This window comes from Streptomyces sp. NPDC088794, from assembly GCF_044750545.1.
Classification (GTDB): Bacteria; Actinomycetota; Actinomycetes; order Streptomycetales; family Streptomycetaceae; genus Streptomyces.
The window spans coordinates 285,461-299,738 of record NZ_JBIVKB010000008.1; the positions used below are offsets into that span (position 1 = coordinate 285,461).

Consider the following 14,278-nt stretch of genomic DNA (forward strand, 5'->3'; position numbering starts at 1 on the left):
TATGAAACTCACCGTGGTCGGCGGAGGCTCGACCTACACACCCGAACTGATCGACGGCTTCGCCCGGTTGCGGGACACCCTGCCCATCGAGGAACTCGTGCTGGTCGACCCGGCCGCCGAGCGCCTGGAGCTGGTCGGCGGGCTGGCCCGCCGGATCTTCGCCAAGCAGGGGCACAACGGCAGGATCGTCACCACCTCCGACCTGGACGCCGGCGTCGAGGGCGCCGACGCGGTGCTGCTGCAACTGCGCGTCGGCGGCCAGGCGGCCCGCCAGCAGGACGAGACCTGGCCGCTGGAGTGCGGCTGCGTCGGCCAGGAGACCACCGGCGCCGGCGGTCTGGCCAAGGCGCTGCGCACGGTCCCGGTGGTCCTGGACATCGCCGAGCGGGTCCGCCGGGCCAACCCGGACGCCTGGATCATCGACTTCACCAACCCGGTGGGGATCGTGACCCGCGCGCTGCTCCAGGCCGGCCACAAGGCGGTCGGGCTGTGCAACGTGGCGATCGGCTTCCAGCGGAAGTTCGCCGGGATGCTGGGCGTCGCGCCCACGGACATCCACCTCGACCACGTGGGTCTCAACCACCTCACCTGGGAGACCGGGGTGCGTCTGGGCGGCCCCGAGGGCGAGAACGTGCTGCCCAAGCTGCTGGCCGAGCACGCCGACGCGATCGCCGAGGACCTGCGCCTGCCGCGGGTCCTGGTGGACCGGCTCGGCGTGGTCCCGTCGTACTACCTGCGCTACTTCTACGCCCACGACGAGGTCGTCCGCGAGCTGCGCACCAAGCCCTCCCGGGCCGCCGAAGTGGCGGAGATGGAGCGGCAGTTGCTGACGATGTACGGCGACCCCGCGCTCGACGAGAAGCCGGAGCTGCTGGCCAAGCGGGGCGGCGCCTACTACTCGGAGGCGGCCGTGGACCTCGCGGCCTCGCTGCTGGGCGCCGGCGGATCGCCGTACCAGGTGGTGAACGCCTACAACCGGGGCACGCTGCCCTTCCTGCCCGACGACGCGGTGATCGAGGTCCAGGCGGCCGTCGGCCCGCAGGGCCCGACCCCGCTGCCGGTGGCCGCCGTCGACCCGCTGTACGCGGGCCTGATGGCCAACGTGACCGCCTACGAGGACCTGGCGCTTGAGGCCGCCCTGCGCGGCGGCCGCGACCGGGTGTTCAAGGCGCTGCTCGCGCATCCCCTCATCGGCCAGTTCGAGTACGCCGAGACCCTCACCGACCAGCTGATCGCACACAACCAGGAGCATCTCGCGTGGGCATGACCGCACGTGTCCTCGCCGTCGACGCCGGCAACAGCAAGACCGACGTCGCGGTCGTGGCGGCCGACGGGGAGATCCTCGCGACGGCCCGCGGCGGCGGGTTCCGGCCGCCCACGGTGGGGATAGAGACGGCCGTGGACTCCGTCGCCGCGGCGGTGGAGGAGGCCTTCGCCGCCGCCGGCGTGGAGTCGGTCGAGCACGTCTCGGCCTGTCTCGCCAACGCCGACTTCCCGGTGGAGGAGGAGCAACTGGCGGCGGCGCTGCACGCGCGCGGGTGGGGCGCCGGGATCGAGGTCCGCAACGACACCTTCGCCATCCTGCGGGCCGGTATCACCGAGCCGCGCGGGGTCGCCGTGGTGTGCGGGGCGGGCATCAACTGCGTCGGCATGCGTCCCGACGGCCGCACCGCCCGCTTCCCCGCGATCGGCCGCATCTCCGGTGACTGGGGCGGTGGTTGGGGCCTGGCGGAGGAGGCCCTGTGGTTCGCCGCCCGGGCCGAGGACGGCCGCGGCGGGCCGACGGCGCTGGCGCACGCCCTGCCCGCCCACTTCGGCCACACCACCATGCTCGAACTGATCGAGGCACTGCACCTGGAGGAGGTCGCGTACGCGCGGCGGCACGAACTGACCCCGGTCCTGTTCGCCACCGCGGCCGACGGCGACCCGGTCGCCCGCGCGCTGGTGGACCGGCTGGCGGACGAGGTGGTGACCATGGCGACGGTGGCGCTGACCCGGCTCGACCTGTTGGAGGAGGAGACCCCGGTCCTGCTCGGCGGCGGTGTGCTGGCCGCTCAGCACCCCCAACTCAACGACGGGATACGGGACTTGCTGGCGGTACGGGCGCCGAAGGCGGTGCCGCTGGTGGTCACGGCGAGCCCGGTGCTGGGGGCGGCGCTGCTGGGCCTGGACCGGGTCGGAGCGGCGGCCGAGGTGCACCGGCGCGTGCGGGCGCACTTCGAGGAGTGAGGTCGCGGGAACCGAACTGATTCCGGCGGCGTATTCATGGGCAGGGGGTGCTGCGGGCGTCGCGCTGTACCGGTATACCGGCTACTGAACCGCGCTCCACCGGCTGCGATCGGATCAAGATCCAGTGAAGGCCGGTGCGGATGTCGGTGCGGGCGGCGATACTTGCGGCGACGATGACCATGGGGGAGGTCGAAGTGACACACCCGCCGAAGAGCACCACGGCGCCACCGGGTTCCGGCCTGCCCACGATGCCGGTCGTGCCGCCGCAGCAGGGACAGCCCGTGCCGCCCGCGGCACCGTCGGGTCCGCCCGTCGCGCCCGGGCCCGCGCGCCGTACGGCCTTCGCCGAGGGCGCCGACCGGCTGCGGGCCGCCGCGACCACCGAGCCGGGGCGGCTGCGGATCATCGGCGCGCTGCTCGCGCTGCTCGTCGTCCTCTTCGGCGCGATCACCGCCTGGCAGATGGCGGACCGGGCGGCCGCGGCCGACGACGTCCTCAACCGCAGCCAGCCGCTCAGCTCCGACGCGGCCGACATATACCGCGCGCTCGCCGACGCCAACACCGCGGCGGCCAGCGGCTATCTGGCGGGCCTCCAGGAGAAGCCCGCGACGCGGCAGGCGTACGAGAAGGACATACGCGAGGCGGCGGCCAAGCTGGTCAAGGCCGCCGCCAACTCGGAGGCCGGATCCGAATCGGCGAACGCCATCGCCGACCTGAACGAGCAACTGCCGGAGTACAAGGGCCTGGTCGAGACGGCCCGGGCCAACAACCGGCAGGGCTTCCCGGTGGGCGGCGCCTATCTGCGCGCGGCCAACGAGAAGATGCAGACGCAGATGCTGCCGAAGGCCCAGGACCTCTACACCTGGGAGAACCAGCGGCTCCAGTCGGACTACGCGGACGCGAAGGCGTTCCCGTGGGCCGCGCTCGGCCTCGGCGTCGCCGTGCTGGCCGCCCTGGTCTGGGCCCAGCGGCGCAACTACCAGCGCACGAACCGGGTGTTGAACCACGGCCTGGTCACCGCATCGGGCGCCTGCGTGGTGGTCCTGCTCTGGCTGGTGGTCGGCCACACGGTCGCCCGCGCGGGCCTGAACGACTCCTACGAACACGGCGTGCGCTCCCTCAACGTCCTCCAGGACGCCCGCATCGCCTCCCTGACGGCCCGCAGCGACGAGAACCTCAGCCTGATCCGCAGGGGCGCCGACACCAAGAAGGTCGGCGACCAGACCATGGACGCCTACGCGGTGGGCTACGACACCGAGATCGGCCGGCTCGCCTCGGCGCTCGCCAAGGCCGACTCCCTCGCCGACGACTCGGCGGGCGCGAAACCGGTCGCGGACGCCAACAGCTTCATGAAGGCGTGGAAGGACCGGCACGTGGTGGCCCAGGGGCTGAACGACAAGGGCAACTACCAGCAGGCCCGGGACAAGGTCATCGGGGTCGGCAAGGACCCCACGAGCGTGTGCTTCGACAACGTCGACAAGGCGCTGAAGACGGCGCTCGATCATGAGCAGGGCGAGTTCGAGCAGGCCGCGACGGGCGGCCGGGACGCGTTCACCGGGCTGCCGTACGGGGCCGCGGTGCTCGCGGTGCTGGCCGCGGCCGGCGCGGTGCTCGGCATCGGGCGCAGGCTGTCGGAGTACCGGTGAACAGGCCAGTGGTGAACGGGATTCGGGGGAAGTCGGGTCGGGGGAAGGCTCCGAAAGGGGGCGTGAGGATGAACGCACACCGTCTGTCACAGCGTCCGCGGTCCAGCCTCCGGGGCTGGGGCGGGGTGGGTGCGATGGCGGTCGCCTGCGCTCTCACCGTGGTCTTCGTGCTGCTGCCCCTGTCCCAGTCCAAGGGCGCGGACGGCTCTGTCGGGACCGGCGGGCAGGGCGTCGCCGACGGCCGGCAGGCCAAGGCGGAGGAGTGCACGAACCCGCAGGACCGGAGCCTGTCGCCGACGGGCGGCGGTGCCACGACGACCATCGACGAGATCAAGGCCCGCAAGGACCGGCGGCTGATCGTCGGCGTCGACACCAACAGCTACCGCTGGGGCTACCTCGACCCGACCAACGCCTCCGGCGCGCTGGAGGGCTTCGACATCGACCTCGTCCACCGGATCGCCCAGGACATCCTCGGCGACCCGAACGCGGTCTCGTTCAAGGCGATACCGACCAGCAGGCGGATAGAGGCGATCGAGAGCGGCGAGGTCGACATGGTGGTCCGCACCATGACGATCACCTGCGACCGGATCAAGCAAGTCGCCTTCTCCGCGCCCTACTTCAGGACCGGCCAGCAGGTCCTTGCACCCAAGAACTCGACGATCACCGGCTACAACGCCACTCTCGCCGACAAGAAGGTCTGCTCGGCCGAGAGTTCCACCGCGCTCGACAACCTGACGGCGGACAAGGGCGACAAGATCCCGGCCTCCACCGACATCTCGACGACGGTCCCCAACCAGCTCGACTGCCTGGTGAAGTTGCAGCTCGGCGAGGTCGACGCGGTGGTGACGGACGGCGCGCTCGCCGCGAGCCAGGCCGCGCAGGACCCGGCGGTGGAGCTCAAGGGCGCGCCGTTCACCGACGAGTACTACGGCGTGGCGATGAACTCGAAGGCCGACGATCTGGTACGCCAGGTCAACCGGACCCTGCGGAACTACGTCGACGACGGCGGCTGGCAGGCGTCGTACGCGAAGTGGCTGCACGCGACCCTGGACCAGGGCGACAAGAAGTCGCCCTCGGCGACCCCTCCCGTGGCGCACTACCGGTGAACGACCATCGACCGACGGACGATTGACGGAACACGGCACGACCACGACACGACGGCACACGACAGCAGCGAGAGGTGATCGATGGGCGTCACGGACCCCGCCGGGCCGGTGATGGACCGGGACGAGGTGGACCGTGCGCTGGCGCGGCTCGGCGCGGAGCACGAGGCGGTCGAGACCTCGCTGCTCGCCCTCCAGGACCACGCGGGCCGCAGACTCCTCGAAGGCGCCGAGCTGACGGGCACCACCAAGGAGCGCTGGGCGTCCGCGGACGCGTCGATCACCCTGCTGTGGGCGTACTTCGACGCGTACAGCGGCGCGTTGCGCTCCGCCCGGGACATCCGCTCCCGGCGCCGCTGGTCCAGCCGTGAGGACCTGGTGGAGCTGACGGAGCTGCTGCGCGGCGAGTGCGTCACGGTCGCCGGTTCGGTGTCCACCGAGGCCACGGCGAACGCGCCGACGCTGGGGTCCGCCGCCGGCAGGCTCAGCCACCGCTTCTCGCTGGTCACGCTCGTGGAGCGGATGAACGAGCTGTACGCGACGAGCCTGGACATGGTCGTCGCCGCCGACGCGGTGTGGTCGGCGCTGCCCGCCCGGATCGATTTACTGGCCGCGGAGTTGCAGCGCACCCGCAAGCTCGCCCACTCCGTCGGCGTGCGCCCCGGTGAGCACCCGGCGGGCGACGACCTGGAGCGCATCACCCGCACCCTGACCTCGCTGCGTGAGCAGGTGGTGTCCGACCCGCTCGCGTACTGGGTCGCCGCGCAAGGGAGTTCGGCGCCGGGCGGCGGCCGGCCCGACACGACGGTGTACGACCGTGAGGCGCGCGCCCTGGAGGACGTGCGCCGGGAGATCGACGCCGTGCTCACCGTCCGGCAGGACGCGGAGCAGCGGCTGGTCAGGCTGCGGGACGTGCTCTCGCGCGCGGACCGCACGCTCGCCGAGGCGCGCAACGCGCGTGGCGAGGTGCTGGCGAAGATCGCCGCCACCGAGGTGCCGGTGGTCAGCGGCCCGCCGACCGTGCTTCAGGAGCAGTTGGCGACGGCCGCCGAGTACCGCAGGCACGCCCAGTGGCATCGGCTCTCGCCGCTCCTGGAGTCCCTGGAGCAGAAGGCGGAGGACGAACTGCTGCGCGCCCGCGAGTCGTTGAGCGCGGTCACCCAACCGCTCGCGGTCCGCGCGGAGTTGCGCGGCCGGCTGGACGCGTACAAGGCGAAGGTAGCCCGGCACGGGCTCGCCGAGGACAGGTTCCTCATCGAGCGGTACGACGCGGCGCGCCGCATGCTGTGGAGCGCGCCGTGCGATCTGCGGGTGGCCGAACAGGCCGTGCTGCGCTACCAGCACGCGGCGGCCGAACTGCTCACCGCCCCGCCCGCGGCGGACCAGGGCGGACCGCAGGACCGTAGGGGGCCGGGAGCATGAGCGACTCGAAGGGGGCGGCGGCGTCATGAGTCAGGCGGAACAGAAGTGCCAGCGGCCGGACTGCGAGGGCACGTACGAGGACGTGGGCGGCGGCGAGCTGTACTGCGACACGTGCGGCCTGGCCCCGGTCGTCTCGGCGGACGGCATGGTGAGCTCGCCGCCGACCGGGCTGACCGGCGGCCGCAAGGGCTCGGCGAACAGCGCCAGTTCGCGCGCCAGCAGCCGCAGCAGCTCGCGTACGTCGTCGCAGTCGGCGAAGTCCCGGCGCTCGGTGTCGGGACGGTTGTCGCGCTCGGTGTCGGGCGGCTCGACGGGCCGTTCGGTGTCGGTGCGCAGCTCCGGCTCCAGTACGGGCACCAGCAGCCGTGGCCGGCTCGGCGTCGGTCTGGTGCAGGTGCCGGACGTGCCGCGGCCCGACCCGCGCGCGATGGTGCAGGACAACCCCGAGGTGCCCGAGCGCAAGCGGTTCTGCTCGCGCTCGGACTGCGGGGCGCCGGTGGGGCGTTCGCGCGGCGACTCACCCGGGCGTACGGAGGGCTTCTGCACCAAGTGCGGCAACCCGTACTCGTTCACGCCGAAACTGGCAGCGGGCGATGTGGTGCACGGCCAGTACGAGGTGGTCGGCTGTCTGGCGCACGGCGGGCTCGGCTGGGTCTACCTGGCCGTGGACCGCGCGGTGTCGGACCGGTGGGTCGTGCTCAAGGGCCTGCTGGACACCGGCGACCAGGACGCGATGGCGGCGGCGATCTCCGAGCGGCGGTTCCTGGCGGAGATCGAGCACTCCAACATCGTGCGGATCTACAACTTCGTGGAGCACCTCGACCAGCGCACCGGCTCGCTCGACGGCTACATCGTCATGGAGTACGTCGGCGGCAAGTCGCTCAAGGAGATCGCCAACGACCGCCGCACGCCCGAGGGCAAGCGCGACCCGCTGCCGGTGGAGCAGGCGTGCGCGTACGGCATCGAGGCCCTTGAGGCGCTCGGCCATCTGCACAGCCGCAACCTCCTGTACTGCGACTTCAAGGTCGACAACGCGATCCAGACCGAGGACCAGCTGAAGCTGATCGACATGGGCGCGGTGCGCAGGATGGACGACGACGAGTCGGCCATCTACGGCACGGTGGGCTACCAGGCGCCGGAGGTCGCGGAGGTCGGCCCGTCGGTGGCCAGCGACCTGTACACGGTCGCCCGCACCCTCGCGGTGATGACCTTCGACTTCCAGGGCTACACGAACGTCTTCGTGGACTCCCTGCCCGACCCGGACAACATCGAGGTCTTCCGCCAGTACGAGTCCTTCTACCGGCTCCTGGTCCGTGCCACCGACCCCGACCCGGCCCGCCGGTTCGCCTCCGCGCAGGAGATGGCCGAGCAGCTGACGGGCGTGCTGCGCGAGGTCGTGTCGCTCCAGACGGGCCGCGCCCGCCCCGCCCTGTCGACCCTGTTCGGGCCCGAACTGAGGGTCACGGACGCGGAGTTGTTCCCGAAGCTGACCGGCGAGGTCTCGCGCCTCGGCGCCCGGGCGACATCGCAGCAGCGGCCGCCCGAGCTCACCTCGGGGGATGCTCCCGCGCTGGTCAAGTCGGTCGACTCACCGGCCGCCGCGCTCGCCCTGCCGGTCCCGCACGTGGACCCCGCCGACCCCAACGCGGGGTTCCTCGCGGGCCTGATGACCACCGCGGCGACCGAACTGCTCGGCGCGCTCGCCGCCGCGCCGGCCCAGTCGGCCGAGACCCGGCTGCGGCAGATCCGCGCCTGGCTGGAGAACGGCGACTCGGCGACCGCGCTGAACGCCCTGCAGGCCCTGGAGAGCGAGCGGCCCGACGACTGGCGGGTGGTCTGGTACCGGGGCGCGGCCGCCCTGGTCACCGGCGACCAGGAGGGCGCGGCGCTCGCCTTCGACGCGATCTACGACGCCTTCCCCGGCGAGATCGCCCCCAAGCTGGCCCTCGGGCTGTGCGCGGAGGTGCTGGGGCAGCTGGACAACGCGGCCGAGTACTACCGCCTGGTCTGGTCGACCGACCCCAGCTATGTGAGCGCCGCCTTCGCGCTGGCCCGCGTCCAGCTGGCGAGCGGGGACCGCGCCGGGGCCGTACGGACGCTGGAGTCGGTGCCGGAGTCGTCGATCCACTACACGGCCGCGCGCGTGGCCGCCGTACGGGCGCGGCTGCGTCAACGCACGGCGGTCGCCGCGGACGTACCCTTCCTGGACGACCTGACCGCCGCCGCGGGGCAGGTCGAGGCGCTGGACGCGTACGGTCTGGACCCGGCTCGCCGGGAGCAGTTGTCGGCCGAGGTCCTCGGGTGCGCGCTGGACTGGATACTCTCCGGGGGCCAGGGTTCGGCGCCCGCGCGGCGGGCGCTGCTCGGCAGCGACCTGGACGAGCGGGGCCTCCGCTTCGGCCTGGAGCGTTCGTACCGCACGCTGGCCCGGCTGGCGCGGGGCGGCGAGGAGAGGATCGACCTGGTGGAACGTGCCAACCGTTACCGCCCCCGGACGTGGGTGTAGCTGATGTCGCAGATGCCCCAGCTGTCCGCGTGCCCGAGCTGCGAGTGGCCGCTCGAGTCGGGCGACCGCTTCTGCGGTGCGTGCGGATACGACCTGTCCGCGGTGCCCGCACCGCCCGACGACCACCCCACGGTCATGCTGAACGGCACGGACGTGCCGTCCGGCGACGACGGCGTGGCCTGGCCCGTCGCCCCCGAGCCGAGCAGTTCGAGCACGCCCGCGGCGACCCATCTGCCGACGGACCTGCGCGGCACGGACTCCGGCGGCACCCCGCTGTCCCCGGAGCACCCGCCGCCGCTGCCCCAGGCCGCCGGACTGCCGGCCGGTCCGCCCACCGGATCGCCGGTCTCCCCGGCCTCCGGGGTGCGCTTCGACCGGCCGCCGGAGCCCGACGAGTACCCGTTGCAGGCACCGGACCCGCGGCTGGCCGAGCAGGCCGGTCCGGCGTCGGAGGCCAAGGTGTGCGTGGCCTGCCGGGCGGGTCACGTCGACCGGGACGGCTACTGCGAGAACTGCGGGCACGCCCAGCCCCGGGAGCGCGACCACATGGAGCAGGAGTGCGGCCCGCTGGCCGCCGTCAGCGACCGGGGTCTGCGCCACCACCGCAACGAGGACGCGTTCGGCATCGGCCTCGCCACACTGCCCGACGGCTCGCCCGCGTCGGTGGCGATCGTCTGCGACGGCGTCTCCTCGGCGACCCGTCCCGACGACGCCTCGCTCGCCGCGGCCCGGGTCGCCACCGAGTCGCTGCTGGCCGCCCTGCCCCGCGGCACCCACCCGCAGCAGGCGCTGCACGACGCGATCGTGGCCGCCTCGCTGGCCGTCAACGCGCTGGCCGACGAGCCCGCCACGGCCCGCGAGCACGCCCCGCACCAGAACGCGCCGGCCTGCACCATCGTCGGTTCGGTGGTGACCGCGGGACTGCTGGTCGTCGGCTGGGTCGGCGACAGCCGCGCCTACTGGGTGCCGGTGGACCGCGCCTCACCGCCGGCCCGGCTGACCGAGGACGACTCGTGGGCCGCGCAGATGGTGGCCGCGGGCCTGATGAACGAGGCCGAGGCCTACGCCGACGAGCGCGCCCACGCGATCACCGGCTGGCTCGGCGCGGACGCCTACGAACTGGATCCGCACACGGCTTCCTTCAAGCCGGACCGGCCGGGTGTAGTGGTGGTGTGCACCGACGGGCTGTGGAACTACGCGGAGGCGGCCGAGGACATGGCCGAGGTCGTCCCGCCGGACGCGGCCGTGCGTCCGCTGCACAGCGCCCAGGTTCTGGTCGGCCACGCCCTGGACGGCGGGGGCCACGACAACGTAACAGTGGCCGTCGTGCCGTTCCCGGCCCTGCCTCAGGGGGCAGGATCGGCCTGAGGCCGTACACGGGGAACGCACGGCAGCGCACGGGCGGACCGGAGGGGACCGGTTCGCGATGACGTCATCGCCCCGCCAACCGCGGGGTTTTGAGGGGGATTTGAGTAGGCATGGCCAATTTCGCGAAGTCGAACGTGCCGCAGTTCTCGGTGGACGTGTACCAGAACGAGTACCTGCCGGCGGACGGCAACGAGGTCAACGCGATCGTCACGGTGACCGCCACCGGCGGCGGCACGATCGGCAGTCCGGTCGCCGCGCCCCAGCTCTACGCGCCGGGGCGGGGGCCGTCCGCGGCCGTGGCGATCATGGTCGACTGTTCCGGCTCGATGGACTACCCGGCGACCAAGATGCGCAACGCGCGGGACGCCACCGCCGCCGCGATCGACACCCTGCGGGACGGGGTGCACTTCGCGGTGATCGGCGGCACCCATGTGGCCAAGGAGGTCTACCCGGGCGGCGGGAACCTGGCGGTCGCCGACGCCACCACCCGCGAGCAGGCCAAGCAGGCGCTGCGCAAGCTGAGCGCGGGCGGCGGTACGGCCATCGGCACCTGGCTGCGGCTGGCCGACCGGCTGCTGTCCTCGGCGGACGTGGCGATCCGGCACGGCATCCTGCTCACCGACGGCCGCAACGAGCACGAGTCGCCCGAGGACCTGAAGGCCGCGCTCGACTCCTGCGCCGGCCGTTTCACCTGTGACGCCCGCGGCGTGGGCACCGACTGGGAAGTGAAAGAAGTCACAGCGATCGCGTCCGCACTGCTCGGCACGGCCGACATCGTCGCCGACCCGGCCGCCCTCGCCTCCGACTTCACGCGGATGATGGAGAAGGCGATGGGCAAGGAGGTCGCCGACGTCGCGCTGCGGGTGTGGACCCCGGTGGGCACGACCATCAAGTTCGTCAAGCAAGTCGCGCCCACGGTCGAGGAGTTGACCGACCGCCGCACCGAGGCCGGGCCGCGCGCGGGCGACTACCCCACCGGGTCCTGGGGAGACGAGTCCCGTGACTACCACGTGTGCGTCGAGGTCCCGACGGCCGGCATCGGCCAGGAGATGCTCGCCGCCCGGGTCTCGCTGGTCGTCCCGCAGCCCGACGGGAGCACTCAAAACCTGGGCGCCCAGGGGCTCGTACGGGCCATGTGGACCGACGACATGGCCGCCTCGACGTCGATCAACCCTCAGGTCGCCCACTACACCGGGCAGGCCGAACTGGCACAAGCCATCCAACAAGGGCTCGATCTACGCAAAGCGGGAGACTTCGACGGAGCAACGGCCAAACTGGGCAGGGCCGTTCAGCTCGCGAGCGACTCCGGAAACGCGGATACTGCGAAACTGCTTGCGAAGGTGGTGGACGTGGTCGATGCCGCGACAGGTACTGTGCGACTGAAGGCGAAGGTCGAGTCGGCCGACGAGATGACACTCGAGACACGGTCCACAAAGACTGTTCGTGTAAAGAAGTAAGCACGAGAGACGACGAAGGGAAGGGGGACGAGCCGACATGCCGACCTGCCCGAACGGACACCAGTCGGGTTCCGACGACTGGTGCGAGGTCTGCGGTCACCGCATGGCCGGTGCCGTGCCTCCGCCCCCGCCGCCCGGTGGCGGCTACGGCTTCCCGCCGCCCGGCCAGGGTCAAGGCCAGGGCCAGGGCGGACGGTCCCATCTGTCCGCCGTGCCGGACCGCGCCGAGCCGGAGCTCTGCCCGCAATGCCGTACGCCCCGTGAGGGCGGCGCGCCCTTCTGCGAGGAGTGCCGGTGGAACTTCCTGACGAACACCGCGACCTCGTACACCCCGGCCGCCCCGCGCCCCCCGGCGCCCGGCCAGGGCCCAGGTCCAGGTCCCGGTCCCGGTCCCGGCGGCCCGCGCTACCAGCAGCAGCCGCCGCCCCCGCCGACGTTCGGCGGCGGTGACCCGTACGAGTACCAGGGCTCCCGCCCGTCCCAGATGAACCGGCCCGCCGAACCGATTCCGCCGTACGGCACCGACCCCTCGGGCCCCGGTGGCCAGGGCGGACCCGGCGGTCAGGGCGAGCAGGGCGGCCCCGGTGGTCCCGGCGGTCTCTTCGGCAACCCGCCCGGCCAGGGCGGTTACGGAAACCAGCCCGGGGGCCAGGGCGGTCCCGGTGGCTACGGAAACCAGCCCGGCGGCCCCGGTGGCCAGGGCGGTTACGGCAACCAGCCCGGCGGTCAGGGCGGGTACAACAACCCGCCCGGTGGCTACGGCGATCCCTCGCGTCCGGTCCCGCCGCCGCCCGGGCCCACCCCGCCCGCCGGTCCCGGCGCGACCTCGGGCGCCCCGCAGGCGTACCAGCAGCAGTCCGCGCCGCCCGTCTTCCCGCAGGAGACGGGACGTCCGCCGCAGCAGGGCGGTCCGCCCTTCGGCGGCGGTGACGACGACTGGGTGATCTCCCCGCCCGCCGGTGGACCCGGCGGCCAGGGCGGTCCCGGCGGCCAGCGTCCCGGTCCCGGCGGTGGCTACGGCTATCCGCAGCCCGGCGCGACCCAGGCCCCGCCCGGACCCGGCTTCCCGCAGGCGCCGCAGCAGCCGGCGACCTGGACGGCGACGATCGGTCCGGACCGCGAGTACTTCATGGCGATGATGCAGCGCTCGGGCCCCGAGGCCGCGGGCCTCAACCTGCCCGCGTACTCGCCCGAGCAGCAGCGCACCCTCGGCGGCAACCAGGTCACCATCGGCCGCCGCCGCCACTCCACCGGCGACACCCCCGACATCGACCTGGCGGTGCCCCCGGAGGACCCGGGCGTCTCGCACCAGCACGCGGTACTGGTCCAGCAGCCGGACGGCAGCTGGGCGGTCGTCGACCAGAACTCGACGAACGGTACGACGGTCAACGGCGGCGAGGAGCCGATCCAGCCCTTCGTGCCAGTGCCGTTGCAGGACGGGGACCGGGTGCACGTGGGGGCGTGGACGACGATCACGGTCCGCCGGGGCTGAGTCCGCGGGGGCTGTCGCCTCTGTCTCAACCCGCGAGGGGCCAGGCGTACGGTCCCTCCGGGTCGTCCAGCCAGGCCCACTCGTGCTCGCCGCTGACCGTGATCCCGTACCGCTCCCGCGTCGGCATGCCCTCGCGGTTCCACAGCGCGTACGCCTCCTGCGGGTCGAGGCTGCCGCGGCTGAGGGCGAGCAGGAAGCGGAACAGTTCGTGGTCGCGGGCGCTGCTCGGCACCCCGCCGAGCGGTACCGGCTCCCGGTCCGGCCTGCCCTCGCCGCGCAACGGCACGAAGTAGGCGGGCGTGCGCAGGAAGCGGCCCTCGGCGTGAGCGGCGCCCCGGACCGTCAGGGCGAGCAGGCCGGTGGCGAGCGGGGTCAGGATCCGGGCGCCGGGGCGGCACTGGGCGAGCCAGGCGTGCGGGACCGAGGTCAGGGCGCAGGTCGCGATGATCCGGTCGAAGGGGGCGCGCTCGGGCACTCCGCGCGCTCCGTCGCCGGTCACGACGGCCGGATGATGACCGGCCGCGGCCAGGTGCTGCCGGGCCGCCTCCGTGATGTCCGCGTACAGGTCGACGGTGGTGACCAGGTCGTCGTCGCCGAGCCGGTGGGCCAGCAGGGCCGCGTTGTAGCCGGTGCCGGCGCCGACCTCGAGGACGCGATCACCGTCCCGCACACCCAGCTCGGCCAGCATCATCGCCATCAGCGAGGGCTGGCTGCTGGAGGAGACCAGGTCGCCGTCGCGCAGCCGGGTGGCCAGCGGGGCGTCGGCGTAGACACCGCGCAGCCAGCGCTCCCGGGTGCGCGGATCGGGGCTCTCGCCCCAGCGCCGCTCGTAGCCGCCCTCGACGGCGACGTAGTAGTACGGCACGAAGAGATGGCGCGGCACGGTCTCGAACGCCGCCCGCCAGACGGGGTCGCGGGCCCACACCCCGGTGGCCTCGATCGTCCGCACCAACGCGGCCCGCGCCGAGCCGGCCCGCTCGGCGAGGTCCTTGTCGAGTGCGTACGCGCTCATACCCTCCACTGTGCTGCGGCGGGCGGGCGGACGCGAGTGCCCG

General features: G+C 73.0%; 10 protein-coding genes. 9 read left to right on the top strand and 1 reads right to left on the bottom strand.

Going from position 1 to position 14,278, the window contains the following annotated elements:
• Position 1 precedes the first annotated feature (1 nt).
• The 9 genes from ACIP6U_RS23940 (at position 2) to ACIP6U_RS23980 (ending at position 13,223) form a co-directional block, all read left to right on the top strand.
• Entirely contained in the window at positions 2-1,267 is a 1,266-nt protein-coding gene (locus tag ACIP6U_RS23940; RefSeq protein WP_401721228.1) for a 6-phospho-beta-glucosidase, read from the top strand.
• A complete protein-coding gene (locus ACIP6U_RS23945) occupies positions 1,258-2,229 on the top strand; it encodes an N-acetylglucosamine kinase (protein WP_401721231.1) in 972 nt (323 codons plus the stop codon). Before ACIP6U_RS23940 ends, ACIP6U_RS23945 begins: the two co-directional genes overlap by 10 nt.
• Positions 2,230-2,423: 194 nt before the next feature.
• A complete protein-coding gene (locus ACIP6U_RS23950) occupies positions 2,424-3,875 on the top strand; it encodes a hypothetical protein (RefSeq protein ID WP_401721234.1) in 1,452 nt (483 codons plus the stop codon).
• A gap of 68 nt (positions 3,876-3,943) precedes the next feature.
• Positions 3,944-4,981, top strand: a complete 1,038-nt coding sequence (locus ACIP6U_RS23955) for a glutamate ABC transporter substrate-binding protein (protein WP_401721235.1) — start codon at positions 3,944-3,946, stop codon at positions 4,979-4,981.
• 81 nt (positions 4,982-5,062) lie between these two features.
• The gene (locus ACIP6U_RS23960) at positions 5,063-6,400 is read left to right on the top strand and encodes a hypothetical protein (RefSeq protein ID WP_401721237.1); all 1,338 of its coding nucleotides are present in this window, start codon (positions 5,063-5,065) and stop codon (positions 6,398-6,400) included.
• A gap of 25 nt (positions 6,401-6,425) precedes the next feature.
• Complete coding sequence (locus ACIP6U_RS23965; protein WP_401721240.1) at positions 6,426-8,906, top strand: tetratricopeptide repeat protein; 2,481 nt, start codon at positions 6,426-6,428, stop codon at positions 8,904-8,906.
• Positions 8,907-10,274: a protein phosphatase 2C domain-containing protein gene (locus tag ACIP6U_RS23970; protein WP_401721505.1), complete on the top strand. Its 1,368-nt coding sequence runs from the start codon at positions 8,907-8,909 to the stop codon at positions 10,272-10,274.
• Positions 10,275-10,384: 110 nt separating this feature from the next.
• Entirely contained in the window at positions 10,385-11,731 is a 1,347-nt protein-coding gene (locus ACIP6U_RS23975) for a VWA domain-containing protein (protein ID WP_401721243.1), read from the top strand.
• A 37-nt stretch (positions 11,732-11,768) separates the two neighbouring features.
• Positions 11,769-13,223: an FHA domain-containing protein gene (locus ACIP6U_RS23980; protein WP_401721244.1), complete on the top strand. Its 1,455-nt coding sequence runs from the start codon at positions 11,769-11,771 to the stop codon at positions 13,221-13,223.
• A gap of 25 nt (positions 13,224-13,248) precedes the next feature.
• Here ACIP6U_RS23980 and ACIP6U_RS23985 read toward each other — a convergent pair whose 3' ends face one another.
• Positions 13,249-14,235 (bottom strand): methyltransferase domain-containing protein, encoded by a 987-nt coding sequence (locus tag ACIP6U_RS23985; RefSeq protein ID WP_401721247.1) that lies wholly within the window; start codon positions 14,233-14,235, stop codon positions 13,249-13,251.
• Positions 14,236-14,278: the final 43 nt, after the last annotated feature.